Source organism: Pseudomonas sp. A25(2017) (assembly GCF_002001065.1).
In the GTDB taxonomy this organism is placed as follows: Bacteria; Pseudomonadota; Gammaproteobacteria; order Pseudomonadales; family Pseudomonadaceae; genus Aquipseudomonas; species Aquipseudomonas kilonensis.
In genome coordinates this window covers 295,888-315,351 of the sequence record NZ_MUOA01000044.1, presented here as the reverse complement: position 1 = coordinate 315,351, position 19,464 = coordinate 295,888, and the positions used below count along the sequence as shown (strand labels likewise).

The 19,464-nt window shown below is 60.4% G+C and carries 19 protein-coding genes; 9 read left to right on the top strand and 10 right to left on the bottom strand.

The genetic code is table 11. The features are described 5' to 3' along the window. Window positions 1–121: hypothetical protein (locus tag B0E42_RS31410; RefSeq protein WP_223493118.1), on the top strand; the 121-nt coding region annotated here is incomplete at its 5' end. Between the two features lie 133 nt (window positions 122–254). Here B0E42_RS31410 and B0E42_RS06585 read toward each other — a convergent pair. Continuing rightward, a complete protein-coding gene (locus B0E42_RS06585; RefSeq protein WP_077506034.1) occupies window positions 255–1,607 on the bottom strand; it encodes a GntP family permease in 1,353 nt (450 codons plus the stop codon). Between the two features lie 92 nt (window positions 1,608–1,699). Further along, window positions 1,700–2,233, bottom strand: a complete 534-nt coding sequence (locus B0E42_RS06580) for a gluconokinase (RefSeq protein WP_053178366.1) — start codon at window positions 2,231–2,233, stop codon at window positions 1,700–1,702. Window positions 2,234–2,449: 216 nt separating this feature from the next. On the opposite strand from B0E42_RS06580, the gene B0E42_RS06575 reads away from it, so the two are divergent. The 3 genes from B0E42_RS06575 to B0E42_RS06565 all read left to right on the top strand — a co-directional run bounded on the left by B0E42_RS06575 (window position 2,450) and on the right by B0E42_RS06565 (window position 4,916). After that, window positions 2,450–3,481, top strand: a complete 1,032-nt coding sequence (locus B0E42_RS06575) for a LacI family DNA-binding transcriptional regulator (protein ID WP_018610981.1) — start codon at window positions 2,450–2,452, stop codon at window positions 3,479–3,481. Window positions 3,482–3,647: 166 nt separating this feature from the next. Next, a complete protein-coding gene (locus tag B0E42_RS06570) occupies window positions 3,648–4,202 on the top strand; it encodes a hypothetical protein (RefSeq protein ID WP_077506032.1) in 555 nt (184 codons plus the stop codon). Window positions 4,203–4,493: 291 nt separating this feature from the next. Further along, window positions 4,494–4,916, top strand: a complete 423-nt coding sequence (locus tag B0E42_RS06565) for a GNAT family N-acetyltransferase (protein WP_053186080.1) — start codon at window positions 4,494–4,496, stop codon at window positions 4,914–4,916. 129 nt (window positions 4,917–5,045) lie between these two features. Here B0E42_RS06565 and def read toward each other — a convergent pair whose 3' ends face one another. Both def and B0E42_RS06555 read right to left on the bottom strand, forming a co-directional pair. After that, on the bottom strand, window positions 5,046–5,585 hold the full coding sequence (gene def, locus B0E42_RS06560) for a peptide deformylase (RefSeq protein ID WP_053178362.1): 540 nt from the start codon (window positions 5,583–5,585) through the stop codon (window positions 5,046–5,048). Further along, window positions 5,582–6,532 carry a YihY/virulence factor BrkB family protein gene (locus tag B0E42_RS06555; RefSeq protein WP_018610993.1) on the bottom strand — a complete coding sequence of 317 codons (951 nt, stop codon included), beginning with the start codon at window positions 6,530–6,532 and terminating at the stop codon, window positions 5,582–5,584. Before B0E42_RS06555 ends, def begins: the two co-directional genes overlap by 4 nt. A gap of 245 nt (window positions 6,533–6,777) precedes the next feature. On the opposite strand from B0E42_RS06555, the gene B0E42_RS06550 reads away from it, so the two are divergent. Beyond that, window positions 6,778–7,155 (top strand): hypothetical protein, encoded by a 378-nt coding sequence (locus B0E42_RS06550; RefSeq protein ID WP_018610995.1) that lies wholly within the window; start codon window positions 6,778–6,780, stop codon window positions 7,153–7,155. 975 nt (window positions 7,156–8,130) lie between these two features. Here B0E42_RS06550 and fadD1 read toward each other — a convergent pair. Next, complete coding sequence (gene fadD1, locus B0E42_RS06540) at window positions 8,131–9,822, bottom strand: long-chain-fatty-acid--CoA ligase FadD1 (protein WP_018610999.1); 1,692 nt, start codon at window positions 9,820–9,822, stop codon at window positions 8,131–8,133. Window positions 9,823–10,196: 374 nt separating this feature from the next. Next, a complete protein-coding gene (gene fadD2 / locus B0E42_RS06535; protein ID WP_014336931.1) occupies window positions 10,197–11,885 on the bottom strand; it encodes a long-chain-fatty-acid--CoA ligase FadD2 in 1,689 nt (562 codons plus the stop codon). 213 nt (window positions 11,886–12,098) lie between these two features. On the opposite strand from fadD2, the gene B0E42_RS06530 reads away from it, so the two are divergent. Together B0E42_RS06530 and B0E42_RS06525 are read left to right on the top strand one after the other, a co-directional pair. Further along, on the top strand, window positions 12,099–13,043 hold the full coding sequence (locus tag B0E42_RS06530) for an alpha/beta hydrolase (RefSeq protein ID WP_018611002.1): 945 nt from the start codon (window positions 12,099–12,101) through the stop codon (window positions 13,041–13,043). A 44-nt stretch (window positions 13,044–13,087) separates the two neighbouring features. Beyond that, window positions 13,088–13,558: a MaoC family dehydratase gene (locus B0E42_RS06525; protein WP_014336929.1), complete on the top strand. Its 471-nt coding sequence runs from the start codon at window positions 13,088–13,090 to the stop codon at window positions 13,556–13,558. A gap of 130 nt (window positions 13,559–13,688) precedes the next feature. On the opposite strand, the gene B0E42_RS06520 is transcribed toward B0E42_RS06525, so the two are convergent. The 4 genes from B0E42_RS06520 to B0E42_RS06505 form a co-directional block, all read right to left on the bottom strand. Further along, complete coding sequence (locus tag B0E42_RS06520) at window positions 13,689–14,552, bottom strand: HlyD family secretion protein (protein WP_018611004.1); 864 nt, start codon at window positions 14,550–14,552, stop codon at window positions 13,689–13,691. A 9-nt stretch (window positions 14,553–14,561) separates the two neighbouring features. Then, window positions 14,562–14,768, bottom strand: coding sequence for a DUF1656 domain-containing protein (locus B0E42_RS06515; protein WP_003198565.1), 207 nt, complete (start codon window positions 14,766–14,768; stop codon window positions 14,562–14,564). Further along, complete coding sequence (locus tag B0E42_RS06510; RefSeq protein ID WP_077506028.1) at window positions 14,755–16,755, bottom strand: FUSC family protein; 2,001 nt, start codon at window positions 16,753–16,755, stop codon at window positions 14,755–14,757. Before B0E42_RS06510 ends, B0E42_RS06515 begins: the two co-directional genes overlap by 14 nt. Before the next feature lie 382 nt (window positions 16,756–17,137). Beyond that, window positions 17,138–17,602 carry a PA2169 family four-helix-bundle protein gene (locus B0E42_RS06505; RefSeq protein WP_077506026.1) on the bottom strand — a complete coding sequence of 155 codons (465 nt, stop codon included), beginning with the start codon at window positions 17,600–17,602 and terminating at the stop codon, window positions 17,138–17,140. A 207-nt stretch (window positions 17,603–17,809) separates the two neighbouring features. Between B0E42_RS06505 and B0E42_RS06500 the strand changes: the two genes are divergently transcribed. Continuing rightward, a complete protein-coding gene (locus B0E42_RS06500) occupies window positions 17,810–18,046 on the top strand; it encodes a DUF3820 family protein (RefSeq protein WP_014336924.1) in 237 nt (78 codons plus the stop codon). 16 nt (window positions 18,047–18,062) lie between these two features. Next, entirely contained in the window at window positions 18,063–19,250 is a 1,188-nt protein-coding gene (locus B0E42_RS06495; protein ID WP_077506024.1) for an aminotransferase class V-fold PLP-dependent enzyme, read from the top strand. Window positions 19,251–19,464: the final 214 nt, after the last annotated feature.

Here is a 19,464-nt window from a genome sequence, read left to right as displayed (position 1 = left end):
ATATGGGGATGATCACGTGCGCTTCGCGCTGATCGAAAACCAGGACCGGATTCGCCAGGCTGTGCGCGGGATCCGTGGGATGTTTCGGGCCGATGGGTTGATAAACAAACCTGGCGCCTGACACCAAACTAATGTGAAAGACCAATGTGGGAGCGAGCCTGCTCGCGATGGCGGTGTAACAGTCAACAGAGATGCTGAATGTTATATCGCCTTCGCGAGCAGGCTCGCTCCCACAGTTGAATATTGCTTCAGGTTCAGATCACCAGCGACAACAGCAGGATAAAGATCAACCCCACCACGGACAGGATGGTTTCCATCGCGGTCCAGGTCTTGAAGGTTTCGGCCACGGTCATGTTGAAGTACTGCTTGACCAGCCAGAAGCCCGCGTCGTTGACGTGGGACAGGATCAACGAACCGGCACCGGTCGCCAACACCAGCAGCTCACGGTTCACACCCGGCATCATCCCCACCACCGGCACCACGATTCCGGCACCGGTAATGGTTGCCACCGTCGCCGAACCCGTCGCAATCCGAATCACTGCCGCCACCAGCCACGCCAACAGGATAGGCGAGATCTGTGCGCTGACCGCCATGTGGCCGATCACATCGCCCACGCCGCTGGTCACCAGCATCTGCTTGAAGCCGCCACCGGCACCGATGATCAGAATGATCGCGGCAGTCGGGGCCAGGCTTGCGTCCAGCCATTTGAGCATCTGGCTGGAGCCAATGCCCTGCTTGTAGCCGAAGGTGTACAGCGACAGCAGCAACGCCAGCAGCAAGGCCGAGATCGGGTGACCGATCATGTCCATCCAGGCACGGAAGATGTTGCCGTCCGGCAGCGCCACGTCGGCGAAGGTCTTGAGCAGCATCAGGAACACCGGCGACAGCACGGTGATCAGGGTGATGCTGAAGCTTGGCAGCTCGGCGGAGTTCGTCTCGCGGGCCAGTTGATCCACCAGCTCCTGGTTCGGATGGCCGGGGATGTGCTTGGCAATGAACGTACCGAAGATCGGTCCGGCAATGATGGCCGTTGGCAGCGCCACGATCAGGCCGTAGAGAATGGTCTTGCCGATGTCAGCGCCAAATATGCCGATCGCCAGCAGCGGCCCCGGGTGCGGCGGCACCAGGCCGTGGACCGCGGAAAGGCCGGCCAGCAGCGGGATACCGATCTTGATGATCGACACGCCGGTACGGCGCGCAACGATGAACACCAGTGGGATCAGCAACACGAAGCCGATTTCGAAGAACAGCGGGATGCCCACCAGGAACGCGGCGAACATCATGGCCCACTGCACCTTGTCCTTGCCGAAGGCGCGGATCAGGGTCTGGGCGATCTGATCGGCCCCGCCCGACTCGGCCATCATTTTGCCGAGCATCGTGCCCAACGCCAGGATGATGCCGACAAAGCCCAGCACGCCACCGAAGCCGTCCTGGAACGCCTTGATGATGGTGCCGGTCGGCATGCCCGACGTCAGGCCGAGGAACGCGGCGGCGATGGTCAGGGCAATGAACGGGTGGAATTTGAACTTGGTGATGAGGATGATGAGTCCGATCACCGTGACCACTGCATCAAGCAGCAGGAACGTCTCGTGGGACATGCCGAACATGGGAGGTGTCTCCTGATTTGTTGTTGTTATTGAAGCAGTTATTGGTTAGCCGTCGGGGTAGCGCTATCTTTCTGACGCAAATTTTTTGAAACTCAGCTGGCAAGCTTCAAACCATGGTCCAACCACCAGACGTAAGCCTGATGCGCCAACTCTTCAACGCTGTGGCTGGACGCGTCCAGAGTCAGGGTCAGGGGCTCGCCAACAGGGGATTGAAGGGTGGCAAACTGGCTGTCGATCAAGGTCGACGGCATGAAATGACCGGGACGATGGGAAACGCGGTCGGCGGCCACTTCGGGGGTCAACTCAAGGAATACGAAGCCCAGGCCGGGCAAGGCGCTGCGCAAACGCTCGCGATAACTGTGCTTGAGGGCCGAGCAGGTCAGCACCGGGCGCTCGCCCGTGGCGTCGACACGGCGCAACTCGTCGCACAGGCTGTCGAGCCAGCCGGCACGGTCGTCGTCGTTCAAGGGAATACCGGCGCTCATCTTCTGGATGTTGGCCGCGGGGTGGAAGGTGTCGCCTTCGATGGCGGTGGCGCCGCTCAATTGGCACAGGGCCTGGCTGACGCAAGTTTTGCCGCAACCGGCAACGCCCATGATGACCAGGGCGGTGATGGGATTGTTCATGTAACACCTCAGCGCGCAGACAGCGCTACCTTTGCCAGTTATGACACCGCAGCAAAAGCAGAAGTTGCCGACGCCTTCTTGTCATTTTTGTGGTTGCAGCATGTTCGTTCACGACACCAACGGACGGGGGATCAGGCAACCCCCATTCACGCATTTGCAGCGGCGTCGAGACAGCGCTACCTTAGTACCTTGATTTTTGTTTGGCAAGCCGCCCTGATGACCGTCCCTAAAAACGATAAGAATACTCGCACCACTGGTCGCCCCACGCTCAATGAAGTCGCACGCCTGGCCGGTGTCAGCCCCATCACCGCCTCCCGTGCCCTGCGCGGCGTCAGCACCGTTGCCTCGGAACTGGTGGAAAAAGTCCGCCAGGCCGCCGTGGAGCTCAACTACGTCGTCAACCCCGCCGCCCGCGCCCTGGCTTCGGCCCAGAGCCATTCGGTGGTGGTGCTGGTGCCGTCGTTGTCCAACCTGTTGTTCATCGACACCCTGGAAGCCATTCATCGGGTGCTGCGGCCCAAGGGCTTCGAAGTGGTGATCGGCAACTACCACTACTCCCGGGACGAAGAAGAAGACCTGCTGCGCAACTACATGGCCTATCAGCCGCGCGGTTTGCTGCTGACCGGTTTCGACCGCACCGAAAGCGCCCGGCGCATGATCGAGGCCAGCAACATTCCGTGCGTGTACATGATGGAGCTGGACCCCGGCGCGGGACTCAACTGCGTCGGCTTTTCCCAGCTCAAGGCCGGCGAAACGGCGGCCGAGCACTTGATTTCCAAGGGCCGCAAGCGCCTGGCCTATATCGGCGCGCAACTGGACCAACGCACCCTGCTGCGTGGCGAAGGCTTTCGACGCGCCCTGCAGAAAGCCGGCCTGTATGACCCGGACCTGGAACTGCTGACCCCACGCCCATCATCGGTAGGCCTGGGCGGCGAATTGTTCCTGCAGTTGCTGGACAGCCACCCGGACGTCGATGCGATCTTCTTCGGCAACGACGACCTGGCCCACGGTGCCTTGTTCGAGGCCCTTCGCTGCGGCATCAAGATTCCCGAGCGGGTTTCGGTGCTGGGCTTCAACGACCTGCCCGCCTCGGCCCACATGGTGCCGCGCCTGAGCAGCATCAGCACGCCAAGGGAAGCCATCGGCCGTCGCGCCGCCGAGCAAATGCTGACCTTGATGGCCGGCAACCGCATCGCGCAGCCGGTGGTGGACATGGGCTTTGAGCTCAAGGTCCGCGAAAGCACCTGAGTCGGCCCGCCACACACCAGTGCGGTCGATCCATGCCGTCCGCCGGCAAGGGTTGGCCGCCCCGCTCGCCGCGTTCCTGCCCACAAGCCTTGGAATAGAGGCCTTGCGGCGACGGCATGGGAATTGCTCCTGCCCATCGCTCAGCCATTACCCACAGGTGTTCATCATGTTGGTCAGTGCAAAACAGCAAGCGATGGTCTTGCCGCTCAAACGCCCGAGCGAGGATCCCACCACCGAAGCCGCCAGCGGCCTGCAAAGCGCCGCGTTGCAGGCCTTGCGCGATAACGTCCAGGCGAAGGCCAGCCAGGGCAGTACCCAGGTCCAGGATTCCTTCACCCAACAAGCCACGCAACAGGTCAACGCCGCCACCGCCATCAGCGACAAGGTGGACGAGGCGTTCGCCAAGACCCGTGTGCACTTGCAGGCCGTGGCTTCACCAGCGTCCGAAGAAACCACGACACTGGGTGGTTCTGCGACGGCAGAATTCAAGGACTACATGAGCAAGACGCCCGAAGAGCGCCTGCGCGACAGCATTCTCGAAGAGATGGGCATTACTGAGGAAGAGTTCGAAGCGATGCCGCCCGAGAAGCAGATGGCGGTCAGCCAGGAGATTGCCCAGCGCATGCAGGACAAGTCGGCGATCGCCCAAGTGGAAAAGGCCCAGCAGAGCCGCACCGACGACAAAGCCTCGGCCACGGACATGTTTCTCGCCTCGCTTTAAGCCTCGGCACATCGCGCAACGTTTGAGCTGGGGTTAGCGCCCCAGCTCAAACCTGAGGCCAACCGAGGCAGTATCGGCTCAATGACCGAACAGGTTCACCTTCTTGGTTTTTTTGTCGGCGCGCTTTTCATCGGCAGTCTTCGCCGGTTTTTTCTTTGCCGCTTTTTTTGAATCCATGCCTTTGGCCATGATACGTACTCCACTCATACGGGATGTGAAGTCAGGTATACACCTATCGCCGCACCTGCGTTCTTTTATAATCGCCTTCCCCTTATCGCCCACGACCCTGCCATGTCCGAAATCCATTACGCAGCGCTCGAAGCATCGCTTTGGCCGCTGATGAACAAGTTTTATCGCGCCCACCAATCCTCGATGAAAGCCGTGCGTGACGCGCAGCTTTGGGTGGCGCGGCGCGATGAGATCGTCGCCGCCCTGTGCCTGCGGCCGGTGTCGGGCGGGCATTGGTTGACAGGGTTGTTCGTCGACCCGGCGTACCGCGTACAAGGCATCGCCGCACGGTTGATCGCCGAAGCGGTGAACGGCGTGAATGAGCCGGTGTGGCTGTTCTGCCACCCGGACTTGCGTGGTTTTTATGAGCGGCGTGGTTTCAGCTTCGACCCCGAACTGCCCTATGCGATGGCCGAACGCCTGAGCCGGTATGCGCGTAGCAAGCCGATGATTGCGATGGGGTTTGAGCCAAAAATACGCTTCTGAAACTCAAGACAATCCACTGTGGGAGCGAGCCTGCTCGCGATTGCGGTTTTACATCCAGCAGATGAGTTGGCTGATACACCGCTATCGCGGGCAGGCTCGCTCCCACAGGGGATGTATGTCGATCATGGGTTAGTCGTCGGCCGTGGGGTCCAGGTCCGGGAACATCACTTCGGTAAACCCGAACTTGCTGAAGTCACTGATGCGCGACGGGTACAAGCGCCCGATCAAGTGATCGCATTCATGCTGCACCACCCGCGCATGAAAGCCCGACGCGTAACGCACGATCGGCTCGCCCTTGGGATCGAAGCCTTCGTAGCGGATGTCCTGGTAGCGATCCACCGCCCCGCGCAGGCCCGGCACTGACAGGCAACCTTCGAAGCCCTCTTCCATCTGCGGGCCCAGCGGGGTGATCAGCGGGTTGATCAGGATGGTCTGGGGCACCGCCTCGGCGTCGGGGTAACGCTCGCTGTGCTCGAATCCGAAGATCACCAGTTGCAGGTCCACGCCGATCTGTGGCGCCGCCAGGCCGACGCCGCCGACGCTTTCCATGGTCTGGAACATGTCGTCGATCAATTGCCACAACGCTGGGCTGTCGAACATTTCGGCAGGCACCGGCGGGGCAATGCGCAGCAGGCGGTCGTCGCCCATTTTCAGGATTTCACGGATCATGGTCGGGCTTCGTCAGGGTGGGGATGAGGGATGGAATGGTCGCGGCCCAGGCCCGACACATGCTGCTTTTCGTGCTCGCCCGCGCTCTTTTCGCCCGGGTTCTTGCCTTCAGTGGACATGTGCTCGATGACCGCATTCATCTCTGCACCGAGCAACAGCACCGCCGCAGAGATATAGAAATACAGCAACAACACGATGATCGCACCGATGCTGCCATACATGGCGTTGTAGTTGGCAAAGGTCTTGACGTAAAACGCGAAGCCCAGGGAGGCGATGATCCACACCACCACCGCCAGCACCGACCCCGGGGTGATGAAGCGAAACTCTTGTTTGACGTCGGGCATCACGTAATAGATCAAGGCCACGGCGACCATCAGCAAGATCACAATCACTGGCCAGCGCACGATCGTCCAGAGCGTGACAATGAACTCCTCCAAGCCGACCTGGGCCGCGATCCAGCCCATCACCTGTGGCCCGAGCACCATCAGCGCCGCAGCGGCCAGCAGCATGCCGGCGATGCCGACCGTGTAGAAGATCGACAGCGGAAAACGCTTCCAGGCCGGGCGGCCTTCCACCACATCATAGGCGGCGTTCATCGCGCTCATCATCAACCGCACGCCCGCCGAGGCGGTCCACAAGGCAATGACGATACCCACCGACAACAACCCGCCCTTGGATTGCTGGAGCTGGTCGATCACCGGGTTGACCTGCTCCAGGGCCTGGGGCGGCAGCACCAGTTCCGATTGCAGGCGCAGCCAGGAGAAGAAGTCCGGCAGGTGCAGGAAGCCGATCAAGGCGATCAAAAAGAGGATGAAAGGAAACAGCGAAAACAGCATTTGGTACGCCAATGCCGAGGCGTAGGTCGACATCTCGTCGTCGAGAAACTCGGTCACGGTGCGCATCATCACACGATGCAAGGGTAAGCCTTTCAAGGCCGGGAACATCATGTGCGTCTCCTTTCGCCGCAAAAAAGGGGGTCGCTTGGCGACTCAAGGGCCGTTATCACAACAAAGTAGCCTGTTTGGCGACTTCGGATCAATTTCGTCTTTCATGCCCGACGCTGAATTGACCGGCGATTGCCGAGCCAAGTTTCATTGTTCCTACAAGCGGGGCTTTATGTTTGCCCGGCAACCACCGAGAATGCCCCACGTATTCAGGCTGCGGCCTGAAGCTCCAACCCCGTAGGAACGTTATGAAACTCGATAAAAAGCAGGCCATCGCCCGCAGAAACCAGGATCTGGGCGGCGCCGTACTGGGCGTCAACAACTGCCACTTCAGCGAATTGAACCGTAACCGCAACATCTTCTGGTTCGATATCCCGGTGGGGCGCCTGGCCATCGGTCAATACGAATGGATTCACCTGCTGCTGCACACGCCGGCCACCGATGAGCTGCTGCACCTGAAAGTGCCGACCGTGTTCCTGCGCGAAAAGATGGAAGGCCTGGAAGTGCGCAACCAGGGGAAACGCAAGGCAGCCTTGAGTCTGGAACTGAGTGCTGACAAGGACTCCTATCTTCAGGACATGCGGCCCGGTGGCACCAATCTGGATTTTGCGCAGTTCAGGTTGTAATGCGATTTCCTAGCTTTGGTGTGTATATCCGTTTTTTGCGTAACGGCGGCTTATGGTTCCGCCCTTACGGCGGGTCACTTTTGGAAGAGCCGGGAGCCGGACCAGCCAAAAGTAACCAAAAGCGCTTTGCCCCACCACTCGGTGCCTCGCCTAGGCTCGGCATGCCCTCACTCCGGCATTGCTCCGTGGGCCCGCCGCGAAGGGCCATCCATGGCCCAGCGCGGCTATCCCGGCATCCATGCCGGGATGCCCACTGCGCAATGCCTGCGTTCGGCCAGCGTGGTTTAACGGGCGTTCAGATCAAGATCCAAAGCAAGAGCAAGAGCAAGAGCAAGAGCGGGCACATGCCGGCATCTATGTGGCTGAGCCACCGCTATCGCGAGCAAGCTCGCTCCCACATAGGATCTTCAGCAGACAGAAAACCCATACACACCGCAAAACCTGTGGGAGCGAGCTTGCTCGCGATGACGTCGGCACATCCAACATCACCGCAAACTGACACACCGCCTTCGCGAGCAAGCCCGCTCCCACAGGAGAAACGCGGTCCCACCAAGAACCAGGTCGGCTATAAGGCCGCCTCGCGGTGGACGTTGATCTCGGGCGCCCCGTTAACCACGATGGCTGAACGAAGGTGTTGCGCAGTGGGCACCTCGGCATGGATGCCGAGGTAGCCGCGCTGGGCCATGGATGGCCCTTCGCGGCGGGCCCACGGAGCAATGCCTTCGTTCAGGCATGCCGAGCCTAGGCGAGGCACCGAGTGGTGGGGCAAAAGCGTTTTGCTTACTTTTGCGCTTCTCAAAAGTGAGCCGCCGTAAGGGCGGAACCATAAGTCGACGTTACCGAAGAAACGGATATACACCCCGTCACCCGAAACGAAGCCAAAAAAAAAACGGCGCTTCCCATCTCTGAAAGAAGCGCCGTTTCTTTAAGTGAAGAGCATTACCGCATCAGCGGGGCTCTTCATTGGCAACGGTCTTACTTCTTCAAACCCAGCTTCCTGAGCTCTTCATCCCGCAACTCGCGCCGCAGGATCTTGCCCACGTTGGTCGTCGGCAAGGCATCACGGAACTCCACGGCCCTGGGCACTTTGTAGCCGGTGACGTTGGCACGCATGTGTTCCATCACCTGTTCCTTGGTCAACGTGACACCCGGCCGTGCAACGATGAAGATCTTGATCGCCTCGCCAGACTTCTCGTCCGGAATGCCGATGGCCGCGCACTGCAGCACGCCCGGCAGGGTTGCCAGCACGTCTTCCAGTTCGTTGGGGTACACGTTGAAACCGGAAATCAGGATCATGTCTTTCTTGCGATCGACGATGCGCATGTAGCCGTCCGGCTGGATCAGCGCAATGTCACCGGTCTTGAGCCAGCCTTCGCTGTCGAGGATCTCGTCGGTGGCGTCCTGGCGCTGCCAGTAGCCCTTCATGACCTGCGGACCTTTCACACACAATTCGCCGATTTCGCCCAATGGCTGTTCGACGCCCGCGTCATTGATCACCTTGCACAGCGTCGACGGCACCGGAATGCCGATGGTACCGACCTGGATCTTCTGGATCGGGTTGACGGTGGCCACCGGGCTGGTCTCGGTCATGCCGTAGCCTTCGCAGATCGGGCAACCGGTCACCGCCTTCCAACGCTCAGCCGCTGCCAGTTGCAAGGCCATGCCACCAGACAGGGTGACTTTCAGGGCTGAGAAATCCAGCTTGCGGAAGGCTTCGTTGTTGCACAGGGCCACGAACAGGGTATTGAGGCCGACGAAACCGCTGAACTTCCACTTCGACAGCTCCTTGACCATCGCCGGCAGGTCGCGCGGGTTGCTGATCAGGATGTTGTGGTTGCCGATCAGCATCATCGCCATGCAATGAAAGGTGAAGGCATAGATGTGGTACAGCGGCAGCGGCGTGATCAGAATCTCGCAACCTTCATTGAGGTTGGAGCCCATCAGCGCCTTGCACTGCAACATGTTCGCCACCAGGTTGCGGTGGGTGAGCATCGCGCCCTTGGCCACGCCGGTGGTGCCGCCGGTGTATTGCAGCACGGCGACATCGTCGCTGGTGGGGTTGGCTTCGCTCACGGGCTGGCCGTGGCCTTTGCTCAGCACGTCGTTGAACTTGACGGCCTTGGGCAAGTGATAGGCCGGGACCATCTTCTTGACGTACTTGATCACGCTGTTGATCAACAGGCGCTTGAGCGGCGGCAGCAGGTCGGCAACTTCGGTGACGATGACGTGCTTGACGCCCGTCTTGGGTACCACGGTCTCGGCCAGGTGCGCCATGTTCGCCAGGCACACCAGCGCCTTGGCCCCGGAGTCGTTGAACTGGTGTTCCATTTCCCGCGCGGTGTACAGCGGGTTGGTGTTGACCACGATCAGCCCGGCGCGGATCGCACCGAACACGGCCACCGGGTACTGGAGAACGTTGGGCAGTTGCACGGCGATTCGATCGCCGGGCTGTAAATCGGTATGCTGTTGCAGGTACGCGGCAAAGGCACCGGACAACTCGTAGAGTTCACCGTAGGTGATCGTCTTGCCGAGGTTGCTGAATGCCGGCTTGTTGGCAAAGCGTTGGCAGGACTGCTTCAACACCGCCTGAATATTCGGATACTCGTCTGGATTGATGTCGGCAGCAATCCCAGCTGGGTACTTATCCTTCCAAAAGTCTTCAATCATGGAAGCCCACTCCTCAGCAACGCGAATTCTCACCGCATTTGATGCGATTATTATTGGTGTGTGTTTATTGGTGAATCTGGCTTGAATCAAGGCCGAGAAGTCACAAAAGCGCGCCGAGAGTAGCAGCTTTGCCGAGGGCCGCCTAGAGCCAAAAGCAGCCACCACAGTCACAAACATGACTCACGAATACTTTATGGTCACTTTTAGAGTAAAAAACCTACGCCCTATTAAATCTCTCTGAATCAAACAACTGTGGGAGCACAGCTTGCTCGCGATGGAGGTATGTCAGCCAATACAAATGAGGCTGTTCCACCGCTATCGCGAGCAAGCTGTGCTCCCACAGGTTTTCGTCAGGACAGATACCCCGGCGGGCCTCAGGCGATATCCCGCAACTCCCGCCGCAGAATCTTGCCCACCGGGGTCATGGGCAACGACTCCCGCAGCACGATGTGCTTGGGAATCTTGTAGCCGGTGAAGTTCTCCTTGCAGTAGGCCTTGAGTTCTTCAAGGCTGACGCCGGTTTCGCGCGCCACAACGAACAGCTTCACCGCCTCCCCCGAACGTTCGTCCGGCACGCCGATCACTGCGCAGTTGGCCACCTTGGGATGGGCCATCACCACGTCTTCGATCTCGTTGGGGTACACATTGAAACCCGAGACGATGATCATGTCTTTCTTGCGGTCGACGATCCGCACGAAACCGTCCGGGTCGATCACCGCGATATCGCCGGATTTGAACCAGCCCTCGTGGTCCAGCACTTCGGCGGTAGCCTCAGGCTTGTTCCAGTAGCCTTTCATGATCTGCGGGCCCTTGATGCACAGCTCGCCGCGCTCGCCCAGGGGCTGCTCGACGCCATCGTCGTTGATCACTTTCATCAGCGTGCCCGGCACCGGCATCCCCACCGTGCCCAACCGGGACTTGCCACCATAAGGATTGGCACTGGCCACTGGCGAGGTTTCGGTCAAACCATAACCTTCGGTGATGCCGCAACCGGTGATCTGCTCCCAACGTTCGGCGGTGGCCTTGATCAGCGCCGTGCCACCTGAGTTGGTGACCTTGAGGTTGGAAAAATCCAGGGTCTTGAAATCCGGATGGTCCATCAATGCCACGAACAACGTGTTGAGTCCCAGCAGCAGCGAGAAACGCCAGTTCTTCAGTTCCTTGATGAAACCACCGATGTCCCGCGGATTGGTGATCAGCACGTTGTGGTTGCCGGTCACCATCATGCACATGCAGTTCGCCGTGAATGCATAGATATGGTACAGCGGCAGCGGTGCGATCATGACCTCCTGGCCTTCGCGCAACAGTGGATGGCCGTCATCGCCGAGCTGCCCCAGGCAGGCCCGGGCCTGTTGCATGTTGGCCACCAGGTTGCCGTGGGTCAGCATTGCGCCCTTCGCCAACCCGGTGGTGCCGCCGGTGTACTGCAACACCGCAATGTCATCGAGGCTGACGTTCAGCGGCTTGATGCCCTGGCCGCGTCCCAGGCGCAAGGCGCTCTTGAAGGAAATGGCCTGGGGCAGCGAATAGGCCGGGACCATTTTCTTGACCTTGCTCACCATCGTGTTGACCAGCCAGCCCTTGGCGGTGGGCATCAGGTCGCCCATCTTCGCTTCGATCAGGTACTGCAGGTCCGTATCGGGCAACACCTCCTGGACTTTCTGCCCGAACATATTCAGGTACACCAGCGCCCGGGCACCGGAGTCCTTGAACTGATGACGCATTTCCCGCGCGGTGTACAACGGGTTGGTGTTGACCACGACCAGCCCGGCGCGCAAGGCACCGAACACGGCGATCGGGTATTGCAGGATGTTGGGCATCTGCACTGCGATTCGATCACCTGGCGCCAGGTCGGTATGGGCTTGCAGGTAGCCGGCGAAAGCCGCGCTGTAGCGCTCGAGCTCGGCATAGGTGAGCGTCACCCCCATGTTGCTGAACGCCGGACGGTCGGCAAATTTCTTACAGGAACGTTCGAACACCTCGATCACCGACTTGTAGGCCCCAAGGTCAACATCCAGGGGCACGCCGGTCGGGCGCTTGTCATTCCAGAAATCAGGCTGCATTGTTTTTGTCCTCTTTACCTGAGCATGTCCGGGCCGCCTCTGTATCGCTTGCAGAGGTGGAACTCCTGGGACACTAGCAGCTATGGCCAATCAGGCAAATATGGCAACCTGCGTCATAGATTGTGTGAATCTTCTTGCCTAGGTGTGGCCTGATCAGGCGAGACGCAAAGGATGCGCTATACAATGCAGCGACGCTGCACAAAAGGAATCGCCATGATCCACCAAACGTTCTGGCTGACCGCGACCGACCATAGCCGCCTGTTCGTCAACCAGTGGCTGCCTGAAACCGCCCCGTTGGCGGTGATCATGCTGGCCCATGGCATGGCCGAACACAGCGGCCGCTACGCCCGCCTGGCCCAGGCACTGTGCGACGAGGGCTACGGTGTCTGCGCTGTGGACCTGCGCGGCCATGGCAAGACGGGCGAGGAAGCGATTCTCGGTCACTTTGCCGATGAGGACGGTTGGCTCAAGGTCGTGGGCGACCTGGCCAGCCTCAACCACCACATCGTCCAGCAATATCCCGATACCCCCATCCTGCTGCTGGGCCACAGCATGGGCAGCTACATCGCCCAGGGTTATTTGTTGCATCACAGCGCCAGCCTGCACGGGGCGATTCTCAGCGGCTCGAACTTTCAGCCGGTGACGCTCTACCGCAGCGCTCGCCTGATCGCCCGCTTCGAACGCTGGCGCCAGGGTGCCACGGGGCGCAGCGCGTTGATCGAGTGGCTGTCGTTCGGCAGTTTCAACAAAAAATTCAAACCCACGCGTACCCCCTTCGACTGGCTCAGCCGCGACCCGGCCGAAGTCGACAAGTACGTCCACGACCCACTGTGCGGCTTTCGCTGCACCAATCAACTGTGGGTCGATCTGCTCGGTGGCTTGCAGCAAATCAGCAAAGCGTCCAATCTCGCCCAGATCGATCCGGGCCTGCCCCTGCTGGTGATCGGCGGCGAATGTGATCCGGTGAGCGAAGGCAAGCGTCTGAAGGATCTGGCCGACGCCCTGCGCGACGCCGGCAGCCAGCACCTGCAATTGACGATTTACCCACAGGCCCGGCACGAATTGTTCAATGAAACCAACCGCGATGAAGTGACCGCCGACGTGCTGGCCTGGATTGCCCAGGCCCTGAGCCACAAGCGGCCGCCACGTAGCGAGTAGGCTTGCCGCGTTTTTCCTTTACCCCGTCACAGGATTTGAAACAGATGACCCAGGTTACCAACACCCCTTACGAAGCCCTCGAAATTGGCCAGACCGCCAGCTACAGCAAGACCGTCGAAGAGCGTGACATCCAGCTGTTCGCGGCGATGTCGGGCGATCACAACCCGGTGCACCTGGACGCCGAGTTCGCCGCAGCGAGCATGTTCAAGGAGCGCATCGCCCATGGCATGTTCAGCGGTGCGCTGATCAGCGCGGCGGTGGCCTGCGAGCTGCCTGGGCCGGGCACCATCTACATCGGCCAGCAGATGAGCTTCCAGAAACCGGTGAAAATCGGCGACACCCTGACCGTGCGCCTGGAAATCCTGGAAAAACTGCCGAAGTTTCGTGTACGCATCGCCACCCGCGTGTTCAACCAGCGCGATGAGCTGGTGGTGGACGGCGAAGCCGAAATCCTCGCACCGCGCAAGCAGCAGACCGTGACTTTGCCGACGTTGCCGGCGATTACTGTGGGTTGATTACCGCGATCTAAAGTGAATGACTTGTGGCGAGCCATAAATGTGGGAGCAAAGCTTGCTCGCGATGCAGGCGCCTCGGTTCCCTGAGAGACTGAGTTATCTTCATCGCGGGCAAGCCTTGCTCCCACATTTAAGGCGAGTCTTCGCGCACCTGCACGCTCGCCGTCATCCCCGCGCTCAGGTTCACCCCCTCCGGCACCTTGTCCAACTTGATCCGCACCGGTATCCGCTGGGCCAGGCGCACCCAGTTGAAGGTCGGCTCGACCTCCGCCAGCAACTGTGCATCGGGGTTGGTGTTGCGGTCGGTAATGCCACGGCTGATGCTCTCGACATGCCCCTCCAGTGCATGACCGGCGCTCATCAGCCAGATCTTGACCGGATCGCCTACGCGAATCCTCGGCAACTTGGTTTCTTCGAAATAGGCCTGCACATAGAACGTCGAGTCGTCGATCAGCGCCATCACCGGCTGCCCGGCATTCACGTAGTTGCCTTCGGCCAGGCGCAGGTTGGTGATGTGGCCGTTGCGTGGGGCCAGGACCTGGCTGCGCGCCAGGTTCAGTTCGGCGACCTTGGCCTCGGCCTGGGCTTCGCGCAGTTCGCCTCGGGCGATGCCGGCGTTGATCTGGGCGTTTTCCCGCAGTTCGGCGCTGATGGCCTGGGGCCCAAGGGCGGCGCGGCGGCTGGCTTCGTGTTCGCGCAGGCTCAGTTGCTGCTGGCGCGTCTGCACCACCGCCCGAGCCTTCTCCAGCGCCGCCTCGAAACGCTCACGGTCGATACTCAGCAACACATCGCCGGCCTTGACCTGCTGGTTATCCACCGCCTTGAGCTCGCGCACCCAACCCGACACGTCGGGGGCAATCACCACCACGTCGGCGCGGATCCGCGCATCGCGGGTCCAGGGTGTGAGCATGTAGTACTGCCACAAGTGAAACCCGGCGAAAATCGCCACGGCCACCATGCACAGCGTGACGGCGACACGTACGGATGTACGCATGTTCAACTCCTATAGCGGCCCGAGGACCACGGTAATAACGGTCAGGACACAGACATACAGGGCGCAGTCGAACAAGGCTTCATGCCAGATCCAGCGCCCGGCCGGCACCAGGCTGAGCAACAGGCGCAACGCGCCGGTCACCAGCAACGCCAGCACCACATAAATCAGGAACGGGCTGAGCAACACCCCGCCAATCGACCACTCACGCAAGCCCATGGCTGTGCTCCCGTCGTTCAGGTTCGTGCTGGCGGCACCAGGCGCGCCAACTGTTTTGCAATTGCACCACCGCGCCCTGGGCCAGCTTCAATGCGTCACCGGGCGACTGGCTCGACAACACCTTCAGGAACTCGGCGCTTGCCGGGGCCAGCGCATCGGCCTGGTCACCGGTCGGGCCGTGTTCAAGCACCTGCTCCAGCGCTTCGAAATAACGGCGCTGCGCCCGGGTATCAGGCACTTGGGCGACGGCCAGGCTCAGGCGCAAATGCAATAGTTCATCGCCGATGTCCAGGCCAAGCAAACCATCATCCCAACGGCTGCGCGCCTGCACCGGCAATTCAGGATAATGCCGCGCCAACTGCAACAGCCGGTCGGCCATGCGCCCGCCGAACCAGCTCTCGGCGCCACGCAAGCTGCGATGGGTCAAACGCACCAGATCGTGGAGGGTCGCGGCCAGCAGCCGGCGGCTGTGCCAGGCCGGGTTGCGCAAAATCAGCAGATTGAAGGCCAGCACCGCCGCGCCCACGCCGATCATCATGGCCTGGGCGTTGTTGAAGAACGCCGCGACGTCGTACTTCATAGCATTGAGCGGTGAAATCAACACCACAAAATGCAGGCAGAACGACGTCGCCGTGGCGAAGATCTGCGGCTTGGCCATACCCAGCGCACCGAAAAACAACGGCACGCCCATGGCCATGCACAGCATCGCAAAGCTGCTCCATTGCGGTAGCAAAAGCTCGCCAATCACGAACGCCGTCGGCACGGCCAACAGAATGCCGCGCAGAAAACTCATGCCGATCTGCGCGCCGTTTTCGCGACTGGCAAACAGGCTGCACACCACGCACGTCAACAGCATCGCGCCCGATGCGGCGGGCCAGGCGGTCGCCAACCAGAAACCGGCAACGACCAAGAACGCCAGGGCGCTGCGAGCGCCGAAGACCATGGCCAGGGACAGATCACGATGAGGCGCCAGGGTTCGCGGTGGATCCGCCGCCGCCCTGCCCTCCTGCACCGCCGTCAAGGCCGCGCAGGCGGCCAGGGCGGTATCGAGCAACAAGGCGAACCGCGCCAGGCAGTAACTTTGCGCCGAGCTGATCTGCGGGTCGTGAGACGCATCCCATACCCGGGGGCGCAAGGCTTGCAGGGTTGCACTGTCGGCATCGAGGGCTTGCTGCACCTCGTTCATCCACGGCTGGAGGGCCTCGGCCTCCTCGGGGTCGAGCTGTTTCCACTGCCGCCGCACCGAGCGCGAAAGGCGCAGCAGCATCAGCAATTTCTGGCTCAAGCCGCTGATAGCCCGGGCGCGCTGTCGGCCACGGCTGCCTTCGAACCAGGCATGTTCGCGCTGGGCATCCACCGCGACGATCCTGCCCAGGATTTCCAGCAACCCTTTACGGGCCTGGGCATCGCCAGCCAGGGTGGCACGGGCAGCCTGCATACCGCTCTGCCAGGCAGCAAACGCCTGACCGGCCAATTGCCGCTCGACCCGCAACGGCCAGAGCAAGGCACTGGCCGCCGTGGCGCAGACGATGCCCAGGCTGATCTCGGTGCAGCGCGCCACCGCCTGGTCGAATATACCCAACGGGTGGGAAATGGCCGGCAAGGCAATGATCGCCACTGTGTAGCCGGCCAACACGAATGAATACGACCAGGCACTGCGCAGCAGCGTCGAACAGGCTGTGCACAACCCCAGCCAGAGCGCCAAGGCCAGCAGGAACAACCAGGGCGCCTGGGCAAACAGGCCCATGAACACCACCGACATGACGGTGCCCACCAACGTGCCGAGCAATCGCGCCAAGCCCTTTTGCACCACCATCCCGGACAGTGGCTGGGCGACGATGATCGCGGTCATCAGCGCCCATGACGGCTGCTCCAACCCCCAGCGCAACGCCAGCCACAACGCCAGCCCAGCGCCAAGCACGGTCTTGATGGCGAACTGCAAAGCGAGACGGTCAGGGGCAAACAAGGCCTGGAAGGTTATGGGCACGCGAAAAACTCTTTGGGGGACGCCAGTAACAATAGATGCAATGCAAGGGATCGGCGGCGCAATTATTAGCTAGCTATCTATTCGAGTCCAGAGCTGATTATTGATGGATTTAACAACACACTTTTTCTGTTTGATGCTGAGTGAGTTGAAATGCCATCTCCCTCACTCGCCCTGACCTTGTGGCGAGGGGATTTATCCCCGCTGGGTTGCGAAGCAGCCCCGTGTTCAGGCTGACACGGCGCAGTGATACTAGGGGTTGGGGCTGCTATGCAGCCCAGCGGGGATAAATCCCCTCGCCACAACAGTGTTCACCTTAGATCTGAGTCGTCGCCACAAAAAAACGCCAGGCATGCTGGCGTTTTTTTCGATCAGGACGCGTTGTTTAGCTGGCGCGCGCCTGGTTACGCAGGGCCTTGACCTGGTCATGGTTGCGTTGCACGCCGTGGTACTGACGCTCAACCAAATCACGGATACCCACCAGGTTGTGCTTGCTGATTTTCTCCAGCGCTTCCTTGTAGGCCTTGAGCGCATGGTCTTCGCCACGCTCGGCTTCGTTGAGCACCGCTTCTTCATCCTTGCCGGTGAACATGGATTTCACGTCCACCCAACGACGGTGCAGGTCACCAGCGACGCTGGTGGAGGTTTCCGGATTGCCGCCCAGGGAACGAACCGCCGCTTGCAGCTCGGCCGCAGCGGTCGCGCAATCCGCAGCACGTTGAACGAACAGCGCCTTGAGTTGTGGGTGCTTGATGTCTTGAGCGCAGGTCTTGAAGCCTTCCTGGCCATCTTTGCTGGTCTCGATCAGGTCGTTCAAGACGGAGATGGATTCTTTGTTGATGTCAGTCATTTTTCAGTTCCTTTGCTGGGTGAATAGAAAACCTGCAAGGAATATTGCATCGGCCATGCCAGCCCAAGAACCTGATAAATTTAATTAAAAATCAATTAGTTATCAAAAAATCAGAAAACTGTATCCGCGTTATTTGCATGATCTGTCATTTGGCCTGCATGCAGAATGCCTGTATTTTCGAAGCAGATTTGAATCAAGACGATTGCCATGAACCCGGAAAAGCTCGAATTGCTCATCACGCGTCAAATGCCATTCGGCAAATACAAGGGTCGAATCCTGGCTGACCTGCCCGGTCAATACCTGAACTGGTTCGCCCGCGAGGGTTTTCCTCACGGTGAACTGGGTGGTTTGCTGGCACTGATGCAGGAAATCGATCACAACGGGCTGTCGGACCTGCTCGATCCATTGCGTGCCAAACACGGCAAACCCAAGCCTCGCCCCTGACCAGTTGAGCCCCGTCATGCCCGAAAACACGCTACGCGCCCATGATGAAGCTTTCTGGCAGACGTTTGTCGGCCGCTACGACGTTGATCCCGCCGGGCCACTCAATCTGGAAAATGGCTACTTCGGGCGCATGTCCCGCACCGTGGTGGAGGAGTACCAGCGCAACATCGAATTCATCAACCGGGGCAACTCGGTGTACGTGCGCCAGCATTTCGACCGTGAACACGGCGAAGCCATTCGTCGACAGGTAGCCCGGCTGATCCACGCATCCCCCCAGAGCGTGGCATTGGCCGGTAGCGCGGTGGACGCCTTGCAGACGCTGATTCGCAACTACAACGGCCTCAAGCCGGGCGATCAAGTGCTGATCTGTGATCTGGAATATGCCTCGGTCAAAAGCGCCATGCGCTGGCTGGCCCGCCAGCGTGGCGTGGAGGTGATCGAAATCGTCCACCAGCACCCTGCCAGTTTCGAAAGCCTGGTGGGCACCTATCGCGAAGCGTTCATTCGCTACCCGCGCCTCAAGCTGATGGCGCTGACCTACGTCAACCACCTCACCGGGCTGGTGATGCCGGTCCAGGCCATTGCCGAGAATGCCCGCGAGTTTGCCGTCGACATCATCCTCGACGGGGCCCACGCCCTGGGCCAGATCGATTTCGACCTGAAGAAGCTCGGGATCGAATTCGCCGGGTTCAACCTGCAGAAGTGGATCGGCGGGCCCCTCTCCCAGGGCTTCCTGTACATCGCCCCGCAGCGCTTGGCCGACATTGACCCGGACATGGACGAAGACAGCTACCCCGCCACCGACGTCCGCTCACGTACGCCCCACAGCACGCCCAACATCCCTGCCCTGCTCACCCTGCCGCTGGTCTTCGAAGAACACCAGGCCCTGGGTGGCGCCTCGGCCAAAGGCGCACGCCTCTGTTATCTGCGCGACCTATGGGTGAGCGCCGTGCGCGATGTGCCGGGCATCGAAGTCATGACCCCGGATGACCGGCGTCTCTATTGCGGGATCACCGCGATGCGCTTCACCGCCCAGGCCGATCAACAGGCGATGGCCGATCGATTGCTCCACGAGCATGGGATCTTCACGGTGGTACGCCACACCAGCGTCGGGCCGTGCATTCGCATTACCCCGGGGCTGATAACCTTGGCGAGTGATATCGAGCGGTTGACCAAAGCACTTATTCACCTGAGCCGAATGTAGTTGTGGCGAGGGGATTTATCCCCGCTGGGGCGCGCAGCGGCCCCAAAACCTGACAACTCGGTGCGTCAGATAGGTTGAGTCAACCTTGTTTGGGGCTGCTGTGCAGCCCAGCGGGGATAAATCCCCTCGCCACAAATTCAGTGTTCATCCTGCTTGGTGAGATAAAACCCAGGCAAAAAAAAACGGCGCGCCGACCAAGCGCACCGTAAAACCG